Annotated in this window: 16 protein-coding genes and 1 riboswitch; of the genes, 10 read left to right on the plus strand and 6 right to left on the minus strand. The window is 67.0% G+C overall.

Annotated elements, in window-relative coordinates; translation table 11 throughout:
- Positions 1 to 22: 22 nt before the first annotated feature.
- From AC5P6H_RS01230 to thiC, 4 genes are all read right to left on the minus strand, one after another.
- On the minus strand, positions 23 to 922 hold the full coding sequence (locus AC5P6H_RS01230) for a helix-turn-helix transcriptional regulator (RefSeq protein WP_032955994.1): 900 nt from the start codon (positions 920 to 922) through the stop codon (positions 23 to 25).
- A 115-nt stretch (positions 923 to 1037) separates the two neighbouring features.
- On the minus strand, positions 1038 to 3362 hold the full coding sequence (locus AC5P6H_RS01235) for a winged helix-turn-helix domain-containing protein (protein ID WP_046432401.1): 2325 nt from the start codon (positions 3360 to 3362) through the stop codon (positions 1038 to 1040).
- 259 nt (positions 3363 to 3621) lie between these two features.
- Positions 3622 to 4293 carry an ion channel gene (locus AC5P6H_RS01240; protein WP_014648329.1) on the minus strand — a complete coding sequence of 224 codons (672 nt, stop codon included), beginning with the start codon at positions 4291 to 4293 and terminating at the stop codon, positions 3622 to 3624.
- A 93-nt stretch (positions 4294 to 4386) separates the two neighbouring features.
- Complete coding sequence (gene thiC / locus AC5P6H_RS01245) at positions 4387 to 6231, minus strand: phosphomethylpyrimidine synthase ThiC (protein WP_032955989.1); 1845 nt, start codon at positions 6229 to 6231, stop codon at positions 4387 to 4389.
- Positions 6232 to 6313: 82 nt separating this feature from the next.
- A riboswitch (TPP riboswitch) is annotated at positions 6314 to 6415 on the minus strand.
- Positions 6416 to 6680: 265 nt separating this feature from the next.
- Here thiC and AC5P6H_RS01250 point away from each other — a divergent pair.
- Entirely contained in the window at positions 6681 to 8258 is a 1578-nt protein-coding gene (locus AC5P6H_RS01250; protein WP_075076028.1) for a BCCT family transporter, read from the plus strand.
- A gap of 549 nt (positions 8259 to 8807) precedes the next feature.
- On the opposite strand, the gene ggt is transcribed toward AC5P6H_RS01250, so the two are convergent.
- Entirely contained in the window at positions 8808 to 10526 is a 1719-nt protein-coding gene (gene ggt, locus AC5P6H_RS01255) for a gamma-glutamyltransferase (protein ID WP_046432417.1), read from the minus strand.
- Positions 10527 to 11214: 688 nt separating this feature from the next.
- Between ggt and ilvC the strand changes: the two genes are divergently transcribed.
- The 9 genes from ilvC (at position 11215) to leuB (ending at position 20869) form a co-directional block, all read left to right on the plus strand.
- A complete protein-coding gene (ilvC, locus tag AC5P6H_RS01260) occupies positions 11215 to 12189 on the plus strand; it encodes a ketol-acid reductoisomerase (RefSeq protein WP_014648333.1) in 975 nt (324 codons plus the stop codon).
- 39 nt (positions 12190 to 12228) lie between these two features.
- Positions 12229 to 13965: an acetolactate synthase 2 catalytic subunit gene (gene ilvG / locus AC5P6H_RS01265; protein ID WP_014648334.1), complete on the plus strand. Its 1737-nt coding sequence runs from the start codon at positions 12229 to 12231 to the stop codon at positions 13963 to 13965.
- Entirely contained in the window at positions 13949 to 14200 is a 252-nt protein-coding gene (locus tag AC5P6H_RS01270) for an ACT domain-containing protein (protein WP_014648335.1), read from the plus strand. The genes ilvG and AC5P6H_RS01270 overlap by 17 nt, the downstream gene beginning before the upstream one ends.
- Positions 14201 to 14296: 96 nt before the next feature.
- A complete protein-coding gene (locus AC5P6H_RS01275; protein WP_049420878.1) occupies positions 14297 to 15388 on the plus strand; it encodes a threonine dehydratase in 1092 nt (363 codons plus the stop codon).
- Entirely contained in the window at positions 15385 to 16971 is a 1587-nt protein-coding gene (locus AC5P6H_RS01280) for a 2-isopropylmalate synthase (RefSeq protein ID WP_495202246.1), read from the plus strand. Before AC5P6H_RS01275 ends, AC5P6H_RS01280 begins: the two co-directional genes overlap by 4 nt.
- Positions 16972 to 16981: 10 nt before the next feature.
- A complete protein-coding gene (locus AC5P6H_RS01285) occupies positions 16982 to 17761 on the plus strand; it encodes a class I SAM-dependent methyltransferase (RefSeq protein WP_032958187.1) in 780 nt (259 codons plus the stop codon).
- 60 nt (positions 17762 to 17821) lie between these two features.
- Positions 17822 to 19240: a 3-isopropylmalate dehydratase large subunit gene (gene leuC / locus AC5P6H_RS01290; RefSeq protein WP_445391897.1), complete on the plus strand. Its 1419-nt coding sequence runs from the start codon at positions 17822 to 17824 to the stop codon at positions 19238 to 19240.
- On the plus strand, positions 19240 to 19818 hold the full coding sequence (gene leuD, locus AC5P6H_RS01295; RefSeq protein WP_495202247.1) for a 3-isopropylmalate dehydratase small subunit: 579 nt from the start codon (positions 19240 to 19242) through the stop codon (positions 19816 to 19818). Before leuC ends, leuD begins: the two co-directional genes overlap by 1 nt.
- A complete protein-coding gene (gene leuB, locus AC5P6H_RS01300; protein ID WP_495202248.1) occupies positions 19808 to 20869 on the plus strand; it encodes a 3-isopropylmalate dehydrogenase in 1062 nt (353 codons plus the stop codon). Before leuD ends, leuB begins: the two co-directional genes overlap by 11 nt.
- Before the next feature lie 141 nt (positions 20870 to 21010).
- On the opposite strand, the gene AC5P6H_RS01305 is transcribed toward leuB, so the two are convergent.
- A complete protein-coding gene (locus AC5P6H_RS01305) occupies positions 21011 to 21784 on the minus strand; it encodes an SDR family oxidoreductase (protein WP_049440618.1) in 774 nt (257 codons plus the stop codon).
- Between the last annotated feature and the right edge of the window lie 56 nt (positions 21785 to 21840).

Genomic DNA, 21840 nt, shown 5'->3' on the forward strand with positions numbered 1-21840 from the left:
CGTGTTAAAACACCCCAGCACGTTACGATTGCGTTGCAGCGCTGTATTTGCGCGAACCAACCGGAGACTTTGCGGATTGTGGCGGGAGCAAGCCGCCGTTCTCCCTGAAGCGCGACGCGGACTGGCCGTAGCGGGCGCGGAACGCACGCGCGAAGCTGCAGCAGTTGTCGAAACCGCTGGCGGCAGCGACCTCGCCCACCATCATGTCGGTGTCGCGCAGCAGATCAGCGGCGCGTTCGAGGCGCAGTCGTGCCGAAAGCGACTGCGGGCTTTCCTCGTACAGGCTCTGGAAGGTCTTGGAGAGGTACCAGCTGGAGAAGTTGGTCAGTTCGGCCAGTTCGCCGATGCGCACCACCCGGTGGCTGTTGCCTTCCAGATAGAGGCGCGCACGCTGCATGCGGCCGAACACCTGGCGCTTGCGGCTGCGCGAGCGGCCTGGGCAGCGCTGCACGTTGTCGGCCAGGCCACGCTGCAGGCCAGCAAGGTGCAGCAGCAGCGGACGCAAGGCCTGGGCCGGCTGGCCGCTGGCCAGCGCATCGCGCCACAAGCGCAGCGCAACGCGGGCGTCACTGCGGTTCATGCGGCCACGACCGGCATACAGGCCACAGTCGGCCATCTCGGTCAGCACGCGAAGCGCTTCAACGTTCAGGTTCAGGCCAACGCACAACCCGTTGCGACCGGCCTGCACCAACGGCCGCGATTCCTTTTCGAAGGCGATCCACTCGCCCTGGCGCAGGCGGAATCGTCCTTCCTTGGCCTCCACCCACGAACTGCCACGCACCTGCATCCAGACAGTGAAGCTGGAGCCGGCGGTCTGCAGGCTGCCCAGCCGGGCCACGCCCAGGCAGGTCGGCGTGACATCGTCGAGCGACCGGTCCAGGGAGACGGTTTGGCCGCGATCGGCCAGCGAGAGTTGACGCATGGGGGCACCACGGATTTGCCTAGTACAGGACTCCGTTTTGCCTAATCAGGCGGCACCGCGTCAGGAAAGTCCGACGAGATCGCCACGAATTCGCGACGAGATCCAGACGAAGAAATTACGAAGGCCCATTTCCACTGAAAAACAATAACTTGGAGAACGCCGGAAACAGCGCGGGGGGGCGTTCGGGCAACCGCATCACACCGATGTCGGCACCATCGCTGACCGCCATCGCCACGAACAGGTCACGCCCGTCAGCGCTGGCGCTGAGTCCGTTGCCGGCGCTGAGCCGTTCCGCATCCAGGCAGCGTTCCGGCTCCGCGCGGCCGGGCAGGATGCGCACGAAGGTGGTGCCACACGTGCTCGAAGTGCCGAGGTAACCGACGCCAGTGTTGCCGGCCACGGTCCAGGCCCGGTATCGCCAGCGGCTGGGCCGGTCATCGCTGATCTGCTGCACGCTGCCTGACGACAACGCGGCGTCGGCCGACCACAGGCCACCTGCGGCCAGGCGGGTGAACAACACGCGGCCACTGCTGCGGTCGAAGCGCGCCTGCGACACCCCTTCGATGCTGGCCAACCGGCGCCAGGGCTGGGTGCTGCGGTCGAACAGACTCAACCGGGTGCGCTGGTCGGCATCGCGCTCGACCACAAACAACTGCTCCGGCGACGCGCCATACAGGGCCTGCAGCGGCTGTTCGGCCGGGACCGGCAAAGGTTGCAGGCGTTCATCGCGTGGCGCGATCTCGTAGACCACCGTGCGCCCATGCGCGTCGCGGCCGACCACGAGCAGCTGGCGGCTGTCGGCCGACCAGTCCGGTGCCTGCCGCGCTTCCGGCCGCAGCCCTTCAATGGGGCGCAGCGAATCCGGCCGCTGCATGTCCGCCCACCACAGGGCGAAGCTGCCGGAGCGATCCGAGGTGAAGACCAGCTGGCGGCCATCCGGCGCTGCCATCGGCTGCCCATCGCGGCCACTGGATGCAAACAGGCGTTCGGGCGCGCCGCTGCCCTGCACCGGCACCTTGAACACGCCGAACTGCGCGCGCCGGTGGACGAAGGCCAGCATCCCGCCACGTCGCGACACGGCGGGCCACTGCGCATCATCCAGGCCGGCATCGCGCAGCGTGTGCCGCTCGACGTCCAGATAATAGAGCCGCGCCTCGCTGTCGACGCGGCGACCGAACACGATGGTGCGGCCATCGTCCAGCCAGGCCCATCCGCGCAGCTCTGCCGCCTCGTTGGTCAGCTGCTCGGGCTTACCGCCCGCGGCCGGCACCCGCCACAGATCGCCCAGCTGCGGATTGCGCACGAACACCAGCCATTGCCCATCGGGCGAGTAGCGCGGTGCGTAGTCGAAGTCGTCCTGGTCGACGCTGTACGCCAGCGCGCGCCACTGACCACTGGCCAGGTCCAGCACGCGGATGCCACGGTGCGCGTAGCGCCCGACCATGCTGCCGAACACCAGGCCGCGACCATCGGGCGTCCAGTCGAAGCTGAGCAGCTCAGTGCCATCGCAGCGCGTGGCCTGGCGCAGGGCGCCACCGGTTGCGCTGGCGATCAGCACCTGGCAGCCACCGTCGGCGGAGAACCGTGCGAAGGCAATTTCGCGACCATCCGGCGACCAGTTCGGGAATCGATCGACGGCACCGGCCGGCGGCGCCAGCAACTGGCGCGCCGGCGCGTTGCCGGAGGTCTGTACCTTGATCGCACCACCGCCGTTGCCATCTTCGTTGGCGCCTTCATAGGCCACCAGCGAACCATCCGGTGACAGCGTGGGATAGGTTTCAAAGCCGCTGGTTGCGGTGATCAACCGATAGGGACGCTGGGGGCTGCCGATCACCCGCGTGCCGTTCTCCACGGCGGCCTCCACCGGCGAACTGCTGGCCGGTGCGCGGCGCAGCAGCAGCGTGGTCATCACCAGCAGCGTGGCCAGCATCAACACGCCCAGCGCCAGCAGCACGCGGCGGCGGACATGGCGCCAGCGGCGGCGCGATTCCTGCGCGCGCGCGGGCAGCACCGCAGCGGCGGCGAGTGCGGGCTGCACGTCCACACCTTCGTCGTCAGGCAAGCCCGCAGCCGACGGCTCCGCATCGTCCAGCGCCTGTACCGGTACCAGAAGCCGATAGCCGGTCTTGGCAATGGTCTCGATGTAGGCCTGGCCGCTGTCGTCGTCGTTGCTGAACGCCTTGCGCAGCTGGGTAACGGCCTGCGTCAGCACATCGTTGGTCGGCAGCGTGTCCGGCCACACCTCGGCGAACAACTCGTCGCGGGTGACCACACGGCCCGGCTGCCGCAGCAGCACGCGCAGCACGCCCAGCGCCTTCGGCGTCAGCCGGCGCGGACGACGCGCACCGACGACCTCGACTTCGCGCGAGGACAGAGTGACGATGCACTCTCCTATCCGTATCCGATCGGACACGGGTGGCTGTATTTCGCTGCTGTTCATTTTCTGCTACACAGTAGAGACAGGTCCCGGGCAGTGTTTGCCTTCGTTACGGTCCCGTCCTGGGAACAGCGAAAAGCCAGACTCCGCACAAAGCATCGGCGCATACCGCAAAAACAATCGAGCGCGCGAATACTAGCCTATGCAAGTTACCTCGCCTATCGCGTGGTCGACATCAGGCTCTCTCTCGCCGACGCATTCACATAATTCGCGACATCATTCGCGCCCTCTTGGGCGCGAAATTTTTATCTGGCGTTCATTTTCACATGCGCCGCAGCATGGTCAATCCGACCAGCCGCGAGACCACCAAAGCCACGTACATCACGCCGGAAAACTGCTCCAGCATGACCAGTGCTCGTGCCTGTGGATGAAGCGGCACGACATCACTCAAGCCGACTCCAGACAGCAAGCTGAAGCTGAGATAAAGCAGCTCCATCCAACTGCGCTGCGCCTGCCCGCCGGTGCCCTGGAAACTGCCCGGATACCACTGCTGGCACACCGCGAACGCGAAGGCGAACGCCCACGCCAGCAGGGTGAAGGTTGCGCCAGCTGCGAACAGTTCGTCGCGGGTGACCTTGTGGTCCTGGAGCATGTAGGCAATCAGGGCGCCAGCCGTGTAGAAGTACAGCAGGCTCTCCAGCACCTGCGCGGTGGTCAGCAATGCGGTGCGCTCGAGCAATGCACCTGCCAACGAGAACACCACCGAGGGAATGGCCAGCAACAGCGCCAGCCAGGTGCCCAGCGGGCTGCGCTGGACCACCCACAGCGCCAGGCCGAGTACCGCCATGCCGAACATGCCAAGTGCCGCGCGGCCGGCGGCGGTGTCATCCAGCGCGGGATACAGCAGCACCGCCAGCAGCTGCGCGCCCAGCAACCAGGCCGAAGGATGCCGGCGGGCAATGGCCAGCCAACGGGTGGTCATGGCAACAGGCATGGTGTCCTTTCCCCGGGATGATGGGCGGAGGATAGCCGGGAGCGGCGTGATGAGCGGTAGTGCCGGCCGCGGGCCGGCACCACCGTCTGCGCATCACCCCTGGTGGTAGACCTCGGCACCCGCGGCGCGGAACTCCTCCGACTTCTCCTTCATGCCGGCCTCGGCGTAGTCACGCACATCCTGGGTGATCTTCATCGAACAGAAGTGCGGGCCGCACATCGAGCAGAAGTGCGACAGCTTGTGCGCATCCTTCGGCAGCGTTTCGTCATGGAACTCCCTGGCCTTCTCCGGATCCAGGCCAAGGTGGAACTGGTCTTCCCAGCGGAACTCGAAGCGCGCCTTGCTCAGTGCGTTGTCGCGTACCTGCGCGCCCGGATGGCCCTTGGCCAGGTCGGCCGCATGCGCGGCGATGCGGTAGGCCATGATGCCGTCACGCACGTCCTGGCGATTGGGCAGGCCGAGGTGTTCCTTCGGCGTCACGTAGCAGAGCATCGCCGTGCCGAACCAACCGATCATCGCCGCACCGATCGCGCTGGTGATGTGGTCGTAGCCCGGCGCGATGTCGGTGGTCAGCGGCCCCAGCGTGTAGAACGGCGCTTCGCCGCATTCGCGCAGCTGCTTGTCCATGTTCTCCTTGATCAGCTGCATCGGCACGTGGCCGGGGCCTTCGATCATGGTCTGCACATCATGCTTCCAGGCGATCTTGGTCAGCTCACCCAGCGTCTCCAGCTCACCGAACTGCGCCGCGTCGTTGGCATCGGCGATGCAGCCCGGGCGCAGGCCGTCACCCAGCGAGAAGGTCACGTCATAGGCCTTCATGATCTCGCAGATGTCTTCGAAGTGCGTGTAGAGGAAATTCTCCCTGTGGTGCGCCAGGCACCACTTGGCCATGATCGAACCACCACGGCTGACGATCCCGGTCACGCGCTTGGCGGTGAGCGGCACGTAGCGCAGCAGCACGCCGGCGTGGATGGTGAAGTAGTCCACGCCCTGCTCGGCCTGCTCGATCAGCGTGTCGCGGAAGATCTCCCAGGTGAGCGCTTCGGCGCGGCCGTCGACCTTCTCCAGCGCCTGGTAGATCGGCACGGTACCGATCGCCACCGGCGAGTTGCGGATGATCCACTCGCGGGTTTCGTGGATGTGCTTGCCGGTGGACAGGTCCATCACGGTGTCACCACCCCAGCGGATCGCCCACACCAGTTTCTCCACCTCTTCGGCAATGCCCGAGGACACCGCGCTGTTGCCGATGTTGGCGTTGATCTTGGTCAGGAAGTTGCGGCCGATGATCATCGGCTCGCTTTCCGGATGGTTGATGTTGTTGGGCAGCACCGCGCGGCCGCGCGCGATTTCATCGCGCACGAACTCCGGCGTGATGATCTTCTGGATCGAGGCGCCGAACGCCTCGCCCGGGTGCTGCTGCAGCAGGCCGGCATCGCGGATCGCGTCCAGCCGCTGGTTTTCGCGGATGGCGACGAATTCCATTTCCGGCGTGATGATGCCGCGGCGCGCATAGTGCATCTGGGTGACGTTCGCGCCTGCACGTGCACGTCGCGGCAGGCTGCGTGTGGGGAAGCGCACAGCATCGAGCTTCGGATCGTGCTCGCGGTCGCGGCCGAACGACGAACTCAGGCCGTCGAGCTGTTCGGTATCGCCGCGCTCCTCCACCCAGCCACGACGCAGCGCCGGCAGGCCCGCGGACAGATCGATACGCGCGTCCGGATCGGTGTACGGGCCCGACGTATCGTAGACCGTGACCGGTGCATTCTCCTCGCCGCCGAACAGCGTCGGCGTGCGGGTCAACGCGATCTCGCGCATCGGCACCTGCAGATCCGGACGCGAACCGGGTACGTGGATCTTGCGCGAGCCGGGAATGGGCCGGGTCACGGATTCGGAGAGTTGCTGGGCCTGTTGCTGCAGGGCGGAGAGCTGTGCGTTCATCGGGCATCGTCCAGGAAGGTCAGGGACGAAGCGGCGGCGCACTGCGACCGCGCACGGACGGTCCTTGGGCGGTGTCCGGGCACGGCTGCACTGCAAAGCTTCCCTACGCCGGTATGAGCCGGATCAGGTTCCAAGGGACTGTCTCAACCGTGGCCACATGGCCGCGGTACCCCCGCTTCTTGGCGTGCATTAGAGCATAGACCGCCCGCTCCGGGAGTTGCCCCCGCGGTCAGATCCGCTTTCCTGTGGAAAGCGGATCTGATCCGGATCGTTGTTCGTTAACAGAACCATGACGTCGCGTTCAGTAACGTGCACGTCCGTCGCCCTCCAGCGACCGATGCGTCCTTCGCCGCCGACGCGGCCCCTGCCCGGTTCGCGCTGCATGCCGCCGGTCCTTCGCTGCAAGCTCTGCTCGCTCCCCTCAATCCCTTGATCGGAGAAGCTCCTTCATGGTGTTTCGCGTTTCCATCGCACTCGTTCTGCTGCTGGTGCTGCTTGCCGGTATTGCACCAGGCCCCTTCAATGCCGTGGTGCAGTCGATGCTGGCAGAAGTCATCCGCAGCGTCGGCTGGCTGTACCTGCTGGTGGTATTCCTGGCCCTGGTGTTCCTGATGTACCTGGCTTTCGGTCGCTTCGGCAACCTGCGCATCGGTGGCGAAGACGCCGAGCCCGAGTTCTCGCGAGCCAGCTGGATGTCGATGCTGTTCGCCGCCGGCATGGGCATCGGCCTGGTGTTCTGGGGCGCCGCCGAGCCCATTTCGCACTTCAGCAAGCCACCGGAAGGGCTTGCTCCGCAGAGCCTGGATGCGGCACGCGCCTCGATGCGCTATGCATTCTTCCACTGGGGCCTGCATCCGTGGGCCATCTATGCGCTGATCGGGCTGGCAATGGCCTGGTTCCAGTTCAACCGCAACGGCCGCGGCCTGGTCAGCGACATGCTGCAGCCGATCATCGGCCGCCACCATCGCGGCTGGATCGGTAGGGCGGTCAACATCGCTGCAGTGGTCGCCACCGCGATCGGTGTCGCGACTACGCTGGGCTTCGGCACCATCCAGATCGCCGCCGGCATCGAGCGCGTGTTCGGCGTGCAGGCTACCGTCGCCGTGCAGATGACCATCATTGCCGTCGCCTTCGTGCTGTATATGGCGTCCACCGCCAGTGGCGTGGAGCGAGGTGTGAAGTGGCTGTCCAATTTCAACCTGGCGTTGGCTGCCCTGCTGGCCGCCATCCTGCTGGTGCTGGGGCCGACCGGCTTCATCTTCGATACCTTCACCACCACGCTGGGCTCCTACCTCAACCAGCTGGTGACGATGAGCCTGCGCATGTCACCGTTCTCCGGCAGCACCTGGGTGGCGGACTGGACAATCTTCTACTGGGCCTGGTGGATCTCGTGGGCACCGTTCGTGGGGTCGTTCATCGCACGCATCTCGCGCGGCCGCAGCGTGCGCGAGTTCGTGATCGGCGTCGTGCTCGCGCCGACGCTGCTGGGCTTCTTCTGGTTCGCCGTATTCGGCGGCACCGCGCTGTGGGCACAGATCTTCGGCCATGCCGACCTGGTGCAGGCGCTGGGCAATGGCTACGAGACCGTGCTGTTCACGCTGTTCGACAGCATGCCGCTGCCGCTGCTGCTGTCGTGCATCGCACTGGTACTGCTGATGATCTTCTTCGTGACCTCGGCCGACTCGGCGGTACTGGTGCTGGCCAGCATGTCCACTGACGAAGCAGGCGATCCTCCGTTGAAGCGCAAGCTGGCCTGGGGCATTGCGGTGGCGTTGATCGCAGCGGCCTTGCTGCTGGCCGGTGGCCTGGATGCACTGCAGGGCATGATCACGATTGCGGCGTTGCCATTCGCGCTGCTGATGGTGCTGGTGATGGTGTCGCTGTACCGCGTGCTCGACCAGGAGTACACGCGTGAGCGGCGGCAGGCGCAGCGCCAGCGGCACATGATCGATGCGTGGATCGCGCGCGAGATGGCGGCGCAGGAGGAGACCCAGGCCGAGGCGGCGCGCGCGCACGATCAAGATTGAGTGTGTTTTGCAGCCTGCGGCTGCACCGCTTTTCCAGGCAAGGGCCAAGGTCAAATTCAAAGGCGGCTCCGGGTTGCTGCTGGTTGGGTGGGGCGGTGTGGGTGGGCAGGACACGCCGTGAACCCATCCATGGGGGCTCGATGGCGCCATCCATGGCGCCAACGGTCCTGCCCACCCACACCGCCCCACGCCCGACAGATTTCCGGTGACGGTTGGTTTTCCACGCTTTGCGTGGAAGATGTGTATCGGAAAACAAGAAGGGGTCGGATCCGTTTTCCTGCGGAAAACGGATCCGACCCCAACCCAAAGCCCGCGGCTGTTGCCGTTGCCTTTGCTCTTGCTCTTCTTTTTCTTTTCCTGCGGTGACGGACACGGAAACTGTCCGTGGCCGGGCGGGTGGGTTGGCTGGGGGCGTGAGCCGCATGGATGCGGCGACCGAGCCTACAGGGACGTATTCACGGCGTCCCCCAGACAATCCATCCGCCCGGCCAAGCCAAGCATCGCTGAACCATCACCGCAGAGGGGGCTGCGCCCGGTGGCAGGGAAACCTCAATACCCCGCCGCCTGCCCGTCCTTGCGACTCTCCGAAGCTCCGTAATAAACCCCGCTCTCGGGGTCGCGCATGATCGCCTGGTACCCGCCATAAGGCCCATCGGCGAACACGATGCGATGCCCCTTGCGCATCAGCGCACGCACCGTCTCGTACGGGAAGCCGGTTTCCAGATTCACTTCACCACCGTCGGTCATCGCCGTGGCCTGTCCGGTCGGTTCGGTCGAGCCCTCGTGCTGGATGCGCGGTGCGTCACCGGCTTCCTGCAGGTTCATGCCGAAATCCACCAGGTTCATCACAATCTGCGCGTGGCCCTGCGGCTGCATCGCGCCGCCCATCACGCCGAAGCTGGCGTACGGCTTGCCGCCCTTGGTGATGAACGCCGGGATGATCGTCTGGAACGGCCGCTTGCCCGGTGCATAGCCGTTGGGATGGTTCTTCTGCAGCACGAACATCTCGCCACGATCCTGCAGGATGAAGCCCAGTCCCGGCGGCGCCATGCCGCTGCCCATGCCGCGGTAGTTGGACTGGATCAACGACACCATCATGCCGTCGGCGTCGGCCACGGTCATGTAGATCGTGTCGCCTTCTTCCAGCTGCTTCGGCGTGCCCGGCTGCACTTCCTTCAGCGCCTTGTCCATCGAGATCAGTGCGCGGCGCTGCGCGGCGTATTCCTTGGAGATCAGCTTCTGCACCGGCGCCGGCTGGAAGGCCATGTCGGCATAGAAGCGCGCACGGTCGGCGAAGGCCAGCTTCTTCGCTTCGACGAACAGGTGCACGTGCTCGGGTGAACCGAACGGGATCTTCGAGAAATCGTAGCCTTCCAGCACGTTGAGGATCTGCAGGGCGGCGATGCCCTGGCTGTTCGGCGGCAGCTCCCACACGTCGTAGCCACGGTAGTTGCTGCTGACCGGTTCGACCCACTCACCATGGTGGTCGGCCATGTCCTGGTAGCTCAGGTAGCCACCATTGGCCTTGAAGTAGTCGCCGATGGTGTGGGCAATGGCGCCCTTGTAGAAGGCATCGCGTCCGCCGTCGGCAATCTGCTGCAGGGTGCTGGCCAGGTTCGGGTTCTTCCACATCTCGCCCTTGCGCGGGGCGTGGCCGTTGATCGTGAACTGCTCCTTGAAGCCCGGGTACTGCGACAGCTTGGGCACCGAGCGGTCCCAGTAGTAGGCGATCACCTCGGCGACGGGATGGCCCTCGCGCGCGTAGCGGATGGCCGGCGCCAGGTTGTCGGCCATCGGCTTGCGGCCGAAGCGGTCGTGCAGCGCGAACCAGCCGTCGACCGCGCCGGGCACGGAGACCGGCAGCGGGCCGGTAGCCGGGATGTCCTTCAGGCCACGTCGCTGGAACTCGGCCAGGGTCAGCGACTTCGGCGAGCGCCCCGAACCGTTGTAGCCGTAGAGCTTCTGCGTCTTCGGGTCCCAGACGATGGCGAACAGGTCGCCACCGATGCCGTTGCCGGTCGGCTCCATCAGGCCAAGCGCGGCGTTGGCGGCGATCGCCGCGTCCACCGCCGAGCCTCCCCCCTTCATCACGTCCAGTGCAATCTGGGTGGCCAGCGGCTGCGAGGTAGCGGCCATCGCATGCGGGGCGATCACCTCCGAACGGGTGGCAAAGGTGTGGCCGGTGATGCGGTCGGCGGCCGAAGACAGTGCGGGCACAGCGGCCAGTACAGCGGCGGCCAGCAGGGAACGGGCAAGGCGTCGGGACACGGTCGGGTTCCGATGGAAGGGTGGTCCCCCGATCTTCGCCGCTGCGGCCATCCTGGGGTATCGGGCAGAGGTCATGGACGTTGATCCTGGGGTGGGTGTGCAAGGTCCACACCCAGCAAGGCGAGGATCCGCCGGATTCCGCGCAAAAACCGCCCTGAAAGGAGTGAATTCCGGTTCACCGAAACACTTTCAGCGGCAACCATCCTTGTGCCACAGGCGATTGCGCCGGATGCAACGGAAACCAACAAGAATTCCGTCGCGAGGGTTGACATCGCCAAAACGGCTGTGTTTCTCTCGATCACATGTTGCATCACAACACGCCACCGCGAACCCACAACGAAGCCGCCGACATCGGCGCCGCCTCGCTGCGTTCGATTCTTGTGCTCGTACTTATTACCCAACCAACAGGTGCGGGACGAGCCAGCGTGTAAGCAACGAATACACCGGAACTCTTCAAAAACCCGCACCCGCCCCGGTGCGGGTTTTTTCATTTCAGAACCTGGTTTCAGACGCAACCACCATGCACAACGCCCAACGCAAAACCCGGACCCACACCGCCGCCACGCCTCGTGGTGGCTGTGCCTGCGCGGCGCATGGTGCCTCCTCCACCGCTTTCCCCTGACCGGCCGGTACGTCACCTCGACGACCGGCCGTTCTTTTTTTCTTCCCACCGCAAGGAACCTCCCCCATGAGCACCAACGACCTGCCCCAGACCAAGATCGCCGTCATCGGCTACGGCAGCCAGGGCCGCGCCCACGCACTGAACCTGCGCGAATCCGGCTTCGACGTGGTGGTAGGCCTGCGTCCGGGCGGCCCGACCGAAGTCAAGGCACAGGCCGACGGCTTCACCGTGAAAGCACCGGCCGACGCGGTGAAGGATGCGGACCTGGTCGCCGTGCTGACCCCGGACATGGTGCAGAAGAAGCTCTACGACGACGTGCTGGCGCCGAACATGAAGCAGGGTGCGGTGCTGCTGTTCGCGCACGGCCTGAACGTGCACTTCGACATGATCAGGCCGCGCGACGACCTGGACGTGGTGCTGGTTGCGCCCAAGGGCCCGGGCGCGCTGGTGCGCCGCGAGTACGAGATCGGCCGTGGCGTGCCCTGCATCTGGGCGGTCTACCAGGACAAGAGCGGCAAGGCGGCCGAGTACGCACTGGCCTATGCGGCCGGCCTCGGCGGTGCACGCGCCAACCTGATCCAGACCACCTTCAAGGAAGAGACCGAGACCGACCTGTTCGGCGAGCAGGCGGTGCTGTGCGGCGGTGCCTCGGCACTGGTGCAGGCCGGTTTCGAGACCCTGGTCGAAGCGGGCTACCAGCCGGAGATCGCCTACTACGAAGTGCTGCACGAACTGAAGCTGATCGTCGACCTGTTCTATGAAGGCGGTATCTCCCGCATGCTGGAATTCATCTCCGAGACCGCGCAGTACGGCGACTACGTCAGCGGCCCGCGGGTGATCGACGCCGGCACCAAGGCGCGCATGAAGGAAGTGCTGAAGGACATCCAGGACGGCACCTTCACCAAGAACTGGGTGGCCGAGTACGAAGCGGGCCTGCCGAACTACAACCGGTTCAAGCAGGCCGACCTGGAGCACCCGATCGAGAAGGTGGGCAAGGAACTGCGCGCCAAGATGGTCTGGTTGCAAGGACAGGCCGCGTAACCGCGCGGCCCTCCCCCACCCGCTTTGCAAGGTTCCCCCATGAACTCTTCCACACACCGCAGCGCGCCGCCCAACGGCGCGCGCTGGCTGACCCAGGCGCTGGAAGCCGAAGGCATCCGCACGCTGTTCGGCTATCCCGGCGGCACCATCATGCCGTTCTACGACGCGCTGGTGGATTCGTCGCTGAAGCACATCCTGGTGCGCCACGAGCAGGGTGCCGCACTGGCGGCGAATGGATTCGCCCGCGCCAGCGGCCAGGTCGGCGTCTGCGTGGCCACCTCCGGCCCGGGCGCCTCCAACCTGGTCACCGGCATTGCCGATGCGATGCTGGATTCGGTGCCGATGGTCTGCATCACCGGCCAGGTCGCCACGCCGCTGCTGGGTACTGACGCTTTCCAGGAACTGGATGTGTTCGGCCTGACCATGCCGATCGTCAAGCACAGCTGGCTGGTGCGCAGCGTCGACGACCTGCCGCGCGTGGTCGCCGATGCCTTCCGCGTCGCCCGCGAGGGCCGGCCCGGCCCGGTGCTGATCGACCTGCCCAAGGACGTGCAGCTGGCCGATGCCAGCCACCTGCCGGCGCACGTGCCGAGCAGCGTCGAGCCGCCACCTGCGCCGGCCGAAGCGGCCATCGCCGAAGCCATCGCCGCACTGGCAGCCGCCGAGAAGCCGGTGGTCTACGCCGGTGGCGGCATCGCGCTGGGCGATGCGGTGCAGGACCTGCGCGACTTCGTCGAAGCCAGCGCCATCCCCACCGTGATGACCCTGCGTGGCCTGGGCGCGCTGCCGGCCAGCCATCCGCAGTCACTGGGCATGCTGGGCATGCACGGTACCCGCGCGGCCAACATGGCGGTGCAGGAAAGCGACCTGCTGCTGGTGCTGGGTGCACGCTTCGACGACCGCGCCACCGGCAAGCTGGCCGAGTTCGCACCGTTCGCCCGCGTCGTCCATATCGATGCCGACGCCTACGAGATCTCCAAGCTGCGCAGCGCCGATGTCGCCGTGCCTGGCAACGTCGGCCATGCCATCCGTGCCCTGCGTGCGGCCTTCCCCTCCCCCAAGGCCCACCAGGACGCGTGGCGCAGGCGTTGCGCGCAGCACCGCGACCGCTTCTCGGCACGCTACGACGCACCGGGCCAGCACATCTACGCCCCGGCGCTGCTGAAGCGCCTGAGCGAGCTGGCCCCGGCCGATGCGGTGATCGCCTGCGATGTCGGCCAGCACCAGATGTGGGTGGCGCAGCACTGCCGCTTCAACCACCCGCGCAACCACCTGACCAGTGGCGCGCTGGGCACCATGGGCTTCGGCCTGCCGGCGGCGATGGGTGCGCAGTTCGCATGCCCGGAGCGCACCGTGGTGCTGGTGTCCGGCGACGGCAGCTTCATGATGAACGTGCAGGAGCTGGCGACCATCGCGCGTTGCCGCCTGCCGGTGAAGATCGTGCTGCTGGACAACAGTTCGCTGGGCATGGTGCGGCAGTGGCAGGAACTGTTCTTCGCCGAGCGTTACAGCGAGATCGACCTGTCCGACAACCCGGACTTCGTGGCGCTGGCACAGGTGTTCGGCATCGCCGCCACCCGCATCGACAACCGCGACGACGTGGAAGGCGGCCTGGCCGCGCTGCTGGCCGAACCGGGCCCGGCCCTGCTGCACGTGGCCATCGATGCACGTGCCAACGTGTGGCCACTGGTGCCGCCGAACACCGCCAACAGCACGATGCTGGAAAGCAACCCCGCCCATGCCCGCCAGGAGACCCCCAATGCAATACCGGCTTGACCTGGTGCTGCACCCGGCCGAAGGCGCGCTGCTGCGCGTGATCGGCATGGCCGAACGCCGCGGCTTCGCACCGCGCGCGATCAGCGGTGCGCCGGTGGCCGACGACGATGGCCGCTGGCACCTGCAGCTGGTGGTGGATGGCCAGCGCCCGGCGGAAACGCTGTGCCGGCAGATCGAGAAGATCTACGACTGCGTGTCCGTGCAGGTCACTGCCGTGGAAGGAGCATCCGTATGAACACCCGTACCGTAGTGACCACGGTGCCGGTACGGAGGCGTCTTCTTCGCCGCCCGTGCCCGCATGCGGCGGTCGCCCGCACCGCGCTGGTGGCCCATGCCGGCCGCTGATGCCAGCCAGGAAAGCGATGTCGGCGACGTAAGCGTCGCCGACGTACTGGCGGCGCAGGCCCGGCTGCGGCGCTTCCTGCCGCCTACCCCGCTGCACCATGCCGAGCGCTTCGGCACCTGGCTGAAGCTGGAGAACCTGCAGCGCACCGGGTCCTACAAGGTACGCGGCGCGTTGAACGCGCTGCTGGCCGGCCGCGAGCGCGGCGATACCCGGCCGGTGATCTGCGCCTCGGCCGGCAACCATGCCCAGGGCGTGGCGTGGGCGGCCTACCGCCTGGACGTGCCGGCCATCACCGTGATGCCGCATGGCGCACCGGCCACCAAGATCGCCGGCGTCGCCCACTGGGGCGCGACCGTTCGCCAGCACGGCACCAGCTACGACGAGGCCTACGCCTTCGCGGTCGAACTGGCACAGCGACACGGCTACCGCTTCCTGTCCGCGTTCGACGACGCCGATGTGATCGCGGGCCAGGGCACGGTCGGCATCGAGCTGGCCGCACACGCGCCGGACGTGGTGATCGTGCCGATCGGCGGCGGTGGACTGGCCTCCGGCGTTGCACTGGCGCTGAAATCGCAGGGCGTGCGCGTGATTGGCGCGCAGGTGGAAGGCGTCGATTCGATGGCACGTGCGATCCGCGGCGACGTGCGCGAGATCGCCCCGGTTGCCTCTCTGGCCGACGGCGTGCGGGTGAAGATTCCCGGCTTCCTGACCCGCCGCCTGTGCACCTCGCTGCTGGACGATGTGGTGATCGTGCGCGAGGCCGAACTGCGCGAAACGCTGGTCCGGCTTGCGCTGGAGGAACACATCATCGCCGAGGGCGCGGGCGCGTTGGCGCTGGCGGCCGGCCGCCGCGTCGCCGGCCGCCGCAAGTGTGCGGTGGTGTCCGGCGGCAACATCGATGCCGGTGTCCTGGCCGGCCTGCTCACCGACATCCGTCCGCGCCCGCCACGCAAACCGCGGCGACGGCGCAGCGAAACCCCGCGCTCGCCGACCAAGGCCAGCGCCCTCGCCTCCCCCGCCTCTTCCCCTTCCCCCCTGCAAGCCGTCGCACCCGCTGTCGAGGAGATTTCCCTGTGACCACCATCGAACGAATTACCACCCCGCGCATCCGCATCTTCGACACCACCCTGCGTGACGGCGAGCAGTCCCCCGGCTGCAGCATGAGCCCGCCGCAGAAGCTGGTGATGGCGCGTGCGCTGGACGAACTGGGCGTGGACATCATCGAGACCGGCTTCCCGGCCAGCTCGCAATCCGACCGCGAGGCGATGGCGATGATCGGCCGCGAGCTGCGCCGCCCGAGCCTGAGCCTGGCGGTGCTGTCGCGCTGCCTGCAGGCCGATATCGAGACCTCCGCACGTGCACTGGAAGCGGCAGCCAACCCGCGCCTGCACGTGTTCCTGTCGACCAGCCCGCTGCACCGCGTGCACAAGCTGCGGATGACCCGCGAGCAGGTGCTGGAGTCGGTACGCAAGCACGTCTCGTTGGCCCGTTCCTACATCGACGACGTCGAGTTCTCGGCCGAGGATGCCACCCGCACCGAGCTGGACTACCTGATCGAGGTTTCGCGCGTGGCCATTGCCGCCGGCGCCACCACCATCAACCTGCCCGACACCGTCGGCTTCACCACGCCGGAAGAAATCCGCGCGATGTTCCAGCAGGTCATCGCCGGCGTCGCCGACGTGCCGAACGCGGCCAACGTGATCTTCAGCGCGCACTGCCACAACGACCTGGGCCTGGCGGTGGCCAACTCGCTGGCCGCCATCGAAGGCGGTGCACGCCAGGTCGAGTGCACCATCAACGGCATCGGCGAGCGCGCCGGCAACTGTTCGCTGGAAGAGATCGCGATGGTGCTGAAGGTCCGCCAGGCCTTCTACGAACAGGACAGTTCGATCAACACCCCACGCATCGTCGGCACTTCGCAGCTGCTGCAGCGTCTGGTCGGCATGCCGGTACAGCGCAACAAGGCCATCGTCGGTGCCAACGCGTTCGCCCATGAATCGGGCATCCACCAGCACGGCATGCTGCGCCATCGCGGCACCTACGAAATCATGCGTCCGGAAGACGTGGGCTGGGAAGATTCGCAGATGGTGCTGGGCCGCCACAGTGGCCGCGCCGCCGTCGAAGCGCGCCTGCGTGCGTTGGGCTTCTGGCTGGACGAAGACGAACTGAAGCTGGTGTTCGAGCAGTTCAAGGGCCTGTGCGAACAGCAGCGCGTGGTCACCGATGCCGACCTGCAGACGTTGATGCAGGGCGGCTCCAGCGCGCAGGGCTACCGCCTGGCCTCGATGACCATCAGCGACGTCGGCAGCCGCGCCAACGCGCTGGTCGAACTGTCCGACCCGGATGGCAACCGCGTGGCCGAGACCGCGCAGGGCGACGGCCCGGTCGATGCGCTGTTCGGCGCGCTGTCGGCCGCCACCGGCGTGCAGCTGATGCTGGACAGCTATCACGTGCACAGCGTCGGCATCGGTGCCGATGCGCGTGGCGAAGCCAACCTGAGTGTGCGCCATGACGGCGTGGAGTACGACGGCACCGGCACCAGCAAGGACATCATCGAAGCCTCCGCGCTGGCCTGGCTGGATGTGGCCAACCGCCTGCTGCGCCAGCGTCAGGCCGCCGTCCACAGCAGCACCGACGTTCCCGCTTCCGCCACCGCCTGAGGATCCCACCATGAGCGCCTTCGACACCCCCACCCCGGCCAGCGCCGCTGGCCAGCAGTGGAACGCCCAGGACTATGCGATCGATGCCGGCTTCGTGCCGCTGCTCGGCGGTGCGGTATCGCGCCTGCTCGACCCGCGCGCCGGTGAGCGCATCCTCGACCTGGGCTGTGGCGATGGCGTACTCAGCACCGAACTGGCCCTGAGCGGTGCGCGCATCCACGGCGTGGATGCCTCGCCGGAACTGGTGATCGCCGCCCGTGCGCGCGGCGTCGACGCCCAGCTGATGGACGGCCACGCACTGTCGTTCGACAGCGAGTTCGATGCGGTGTTCAGCAATGCGGCACTGCATTGGATGACGACTCCGGACCGCGTGCTGGAAGGCGTGCGCCGCGCCCTGCGCCCCGGTGGCCGCTTCGTCGCGGAGTTCGGCGGCCACGGCAACGTGGCCACGATCGTCGCGGCCGTGCAGGCCGCGCGCGTGGCCCACGGGCATGGCGCCAGCACCTTCCGGTGGTACTTCCCGACGGCCGATGCCTACGCCGATCGCCTGCGCCAGCATGGCTTCCAGGTGCAACTGATCGAGTGCACGCCGCGCCCGACCGCACTGCCGACCGGCGTGGCCGGCTGGCTGCGGGTATTCGCCGCACCGCTGCTGGACGACCTGCCGGCCGAGGCCCGCGCCACCGTGCGCGAGGCGGCCACCGCACTGCTGGCCGAGCTGCCGCGTGACGCATCTGGCCAGCCGCTGGCCGACTACGTGCGCCTGCGTGTGCTCGCCCGCCGTCGCTGACTTGACCGTTCCGCTTTCCTTACTGATGTTCGCTATTTCGTACTTCTGCCAGGCATACGCATGACTTCCGCACCCCGCACCCTGTACGACAAACTGTGGGACGCCCACGTGGTGGTTCCCGAATCCGACAGCGCGCCCGCCGTGCTGTACATCGACCTGCACCTGATCCACGAGGTGACCTCGCCGCAGGCCTTCACCGAACTGCGCGAACGCGGCTTGTCGCCGCGCCGGCCGGACCGCACCAAGGCGACGATGGACCACTCCACGCCGACCCTGCCGGCCGCCGCGGACGGCACGCTGCCCTATGCCAGCGCCGCCTCCGAGGCACAGGTCGCCACGCTGGCGCGCAACTGCGCCGAGCACGGCATCGAGCTGTTCGACATGGCCTCGGACAACCGCGGCATCGTCCACGTGATCGCGCCCGAGCAGGGCTTCACCCAGCCGGGCATGACCATCGTCTGCGGCGACAGCCACACCTCCACCCACGGTGCCTTCGGTTCGCTGGCGTTCGGCATCGGCACCAGCGAGGTCGGCCACGTGCTGGCCACGCAATGCCTGCTGCAGCGCAAGGCGAAGACGCTGGCGATCACCGTCGATGGGCCGCTGGCGCCGGGTGTCGGCGCCAAGGACGTGGTTCTGCACATCATCGGCGTGATCGGCGTCAATGGCGGCACCGGCCACGTGATCGAGTTCCGCGGCAGCACCATCGAAGCGATGGACATGGAACAGCGCATGACCCTGTGCAACATGTCGATCGAAGCGGGTGCGCGTGCCGGTATGGTGGCGCCGGACCAGGTCACCTTCGACTTCGTCGCCAACACCCCGCGCGGCCCAAAGGGCGCCGATTTCGACGCCGCCGTGGCGCGCTGGCAGCAGCTGCGCAGCGATGAGGGCGCGCGTTTCGACAGCGAAGTGCACATCGACGCCGCCGATATCCGCCCGACCCTGACCTGGGGCACCCACCCGGGTACCGCCATCGCGGTGGATGCGCCGATCCCGGCCGCCAACGATGCCGCCGCACAGAAGGGCCTGGACTACATGCATTTCCAGGCCGGCAAGGCGCTGGCCGGAACACCGGTGGACGTGGTGTTCGTCGGTTCCTGCACCAACGGCCGCCTGAGTGACATGCGTGAGGTGGCGCAGGTGCTGCGCGGTCGTCGCGTCGCCGACCGGGTGCGCATGCTGGTGGTGCCGGGCTCGGAGATCGTCAAGCGAGAGGCCGAGGCCGAAGGCATCCATGAGATCGTGCGCGCGGCCGGTGCCGAATGGCGCGAGCCGGGCTGCTCGATGTGCATCGCCATGAATGGTGATCTGGTCGCGCCCGGGCAACTGGCCGTGAGTACCAGCAACCGTAATTTCGAAGGCCGCCAGGGTCCCGGTTCGCGCACCCTGCTGGCCTCACCGATGAGCGCGGCGTGGGCCGCGGTGAACGGGCATGTCGCCGACACCCGCGAGCTGTTCGCACAGGAGGTTGCGTGATGGCCGGTTTCCGCACCTTGACCTCGGCCAGCGTGGTGCTGCGCCAGACCAACATCGACACCGACCAGATCATCCCGGCGCGGTTCCTGTCCACCACCGAACGCGCCGGCCTGGGCCGCAACGCCTTCAATGACTGGCGCTGGCAGGCCGACGGTTCACCGGTGGCCGACTTCGCCTTCAACCAGCCGCACAACGCCGGCCGCAGCATCCTGCTGGCGGGTCGCAACTTCGGCTGCGGCTCGTCGCGCGAACATGCACCGTGGGCGCTGACCGACCTGGGCCTGCGCGCCATCGTCAGCAGCGAGATCGCCGACATCTTCCGTGGCAACTCGCTGAAGAACGGCCTGCTGCCGATCGTGCTGGACGAGGCCGACGTGCAGGCGCTGATGCAGCGCCCGGATGATGAGCTGACCATCGACGTGGCCGCGCGCGAACTGCGCACGCCGGACGGCCGCGTCTATTCCTTCCCGCTGGACGGCTTCTCGCAGACCTGCCTGCTGGAAGGTGTCGACCAGTTGGGGTATCTGTTGGGCCGTGTCCCTGAAATCGAACGTTACGAGAGTGAGTATGCACGCTGAAATTGTTGTCCTGCCCGGTGATGGCATCGGCCCGGAAGTGGCCGCCGCAGCAGTCGCCGTCCTGAAGGCCGTCGCCGAACGCTTCAACCACACCTTCACCTTCAGCGAGCACGACATCGGTGGCATCGCCATCGACCGCCACGGCGAACCGCTGCCGGCGTCGACCCTGGCCGCCTGCCAGGCCGCCAGCGCGGTGCTGCTGGGCGCAGTCGGTGGCCCGAAGTGGTCCGACCCGAACGCCAAGGTGCGTCCGGAACAGGGCCTGCTGGCGATCCGCAAGGCGCTGGGCCTGTACGCCAACCTGCGCCCGGTGCGCACCCATGAGGCCGCGCTGCACGCCTCGCCGATCAAGGCCGAGCTGCTGCAGGGTGTGGACTTCGTGGTGGTGCGCGAACTGACCGGCGGCATCTACTTCGGCGACAAGACCCGCGATGCCGACAGTGCCAGCGACCTGTGCCGCTACACCGTGGCCGAGATCGAGCGCGTGCTGCGCAGTGCCTTCCGCCTGGCCCGGCAGCGGCGTGGCAAGGTCACCTCGGTGGACAAGGCCAACGTGTTGGAAACCTCGCGCCTGTGGCGCGACGTGGCCGCGCGCATCGGCCGCGAGGAGTTCCCGGAGGTGGCGCTGGAGCACCAGCTGGTCGATTCGATGGCCATGCACCTGCTGGCCAAGCCGCGCGAGTACGACGTGATCGTCACCGAGAACATGTTCGGCGACATCCTCACCGACGAAGCCTCGATGCTGGCCGGCTCACTCGGCCTGCTGCCCTCGGCCTCGCTGGGTGAACCGGGTGCGGTCGGCATCTACGAACCGATCCACGGTTCGGCCCCGGACATCGCCGGCAAGGGCATCGCCAATCCCTACGCAACGATCTTCAGCGCGGCGATGCTGCTGCGCCATTCGCTGGGGCTGGAAGACGAAGCCGCAGCAGTGGAAGCGGCGGTGCACGCGGTGCTGGATGATGGGGTGTTCACTGCCGACCTGGCCGCCAAGGGCCAGGCCGTGAGTACCGCCGCCGCCACGGATGCGGTGCTGGCCAAACTCAACTGATCCGATGGCGCCACTCCATGCGTGGCGCCTCTGCCTTTGGTCATTGTGCGCAGCCACCCATGGGGTGGCTCTACTGTAGATCCACGCCATGCGTGGATCGTTCGAATGTCGCGCAGCAGATCCACGCCATGCACGGCTGCATTATTTGGTGGTGTACCCACCATTGACCAGGATGGTCTGCCCGGTCATCCACCAGCCATCGGTGACCAGGAAGCGGATCCACGGCACGATGTCGGCGATGTCGGTCAGGCCGGTACGGGTGAACGCCGAGAGCGCGGCCGCGGTCTTGTGGTACGCCTGTGCATCGGCACTCTCGGCCGGGTAGAAGAACGGCGTGTCCATCGGGCCCGGCCCGATCGCAGTCACCGAGATGCCGCGCTCACCGAACTCCTTTGACGCCGCGCGGGTGAAATGCTCGACCGGCGCCTTGGTGCCGGCATAGCTGGAATAGAACGGCGTGAACGCACCCAGCAGCGAGGTGACCAGGGTGCAGATGCGGCCACCGTCATTGACGTGGCGGCCTGCTTCCTTGAGGAAGAAGAACGCCGCCTTGGCGTTGACCGCGCTCATCTCGTCGTACTCCGCTTCGCTGATGTCCAGCAGCGGCTTCTTCAATACCTTGCCGACCGTATTGATGGCGATGTCGGGACGGCCGGCTGCGGCCACGGCATCGGCGAACAAGCGCTCCATCGCTGCCGCCGAGGTCAGGTCGCCCTGCAGGGCTACCGCCCTGCTGCCGGCCGCCTGCACGGCGGCAACGGTTGCTTCTGCATCGGCCTGGGTGGCGGCACTGTTGTAGTGGATGACGACGGCGCTGGCACCCTGGCGGGCGAAGTCGCGGGCGATCAGGCCGCCCAGGTTCTTGGCACCACCGGCAATCAGCACAGTCTTGCCCTTGAGGGAATGGTCGGTCATGGCTTCGGTCTCGGGAGGGGGCTGCCCGGGGTGGCAACCCTGCCCTGACGACGATA

The organism is Stenotrophomonas sp. YJH_SMC_110, assembly GCF_059369255.1.

Bases quoted from the DNA above. Each gene is read 5' to 3' on its own strand.
- AC5P6H_RS01275 (WP_049420878.1), top strand. From the start codon at position 14,297: ATGCCGGCCGCTGATGCCAGCCAGGAAAGCGATGTCGGCGACGTAAGC.
- AC5P6H_RS01305 (WP_049440618.1), bottom strand. From the start codon at position 21,784: ATGACCGACCATTCCCTCAAGGGCAAGACTGTGCTGATTGCCGGTGGT.
- ilvG (WP_014648334.1), top strand. From the start codon at position 12,229: ATGAACTCTTCCACACACCGCAGCGCGCCGCCCAACGGCGCGCGCTGG.
- ilvC (WP_014648333.1), top strand. From the start codon at position 11,215: ATGAGCACCAACGACCTGCCCCAGACCAAGATCGCCGTCATCGGCTAC.
- AC5P6H_RS01235 (WP_046432401.1), bottom strand. From the start codon at position 3,362: ATGAACAGCAGCGAAATACAGCCACCCGTGTCCGATCGGATACGGATA.
- leuC (WP_445391897.1), top strand. From the start codon at position 17,822: ATGACTTCCGCACCCCGCACCCTGTACGACAAACTGTGGGACGCCCAC.
- AC5P6H_RS01285 (WP_032958187.1), top strand. From the start codon at position 16,982: ATGAGCGCCTTCGACACCCCCACCCCGGCCAGCGCCGCTGGCCAGCAG.
- AC5P6H_RS01240 (WP_014648329.1), bottom strand. From the start codon at position 4,293: ATGCCTGTTGCCATGACCACCCGTTGGCTGGCCATTGCCCGCCGGCAT.
- AC5P6H_RS01250 (WP_075076028.1), top strand. From the start codon at position 6,681: ATGGTGTTTCGCGTTTCCATCGCACTCGTTCTGCTGCTGGTGCTGCTT.
- leuB (WP_495202248.1), top strand. From the start codon at position 19,808: ATGCACGCTGAAATTGTTGTCCTGCCCGGTGATGGCATCGGCCCGGAA.
- thiC (WP_032955989.1), bottom strand. From the start codon at position 6,231: ATGAACGCACAGCTCTCCGCCCTGCAGCAACAGGCCCAGCAACTCTCC.
- AC5P6H_RS01230 (WP_032955994.1), bottom strand. From the start codon at position 922: ATGCGTCAACTCTCGCTGGCCGATCGCGGCCAAACCGTCTCCCTGGAC.
- leuD (WP_495202247.1), top strand. From the start codon at position 19,240: ATGGCCGGTTTCCGCACCTTGACCTCGGCCAGCGTGGTGCTGCGCCAG.
- AC5P6H_RS01270 (WP_014648335.1), top strand. From the start codon at position 13,949: ATGCAATACCGGCTTGACCTGGTGCTGCACCCGGCCGAAGGCGCGCTG.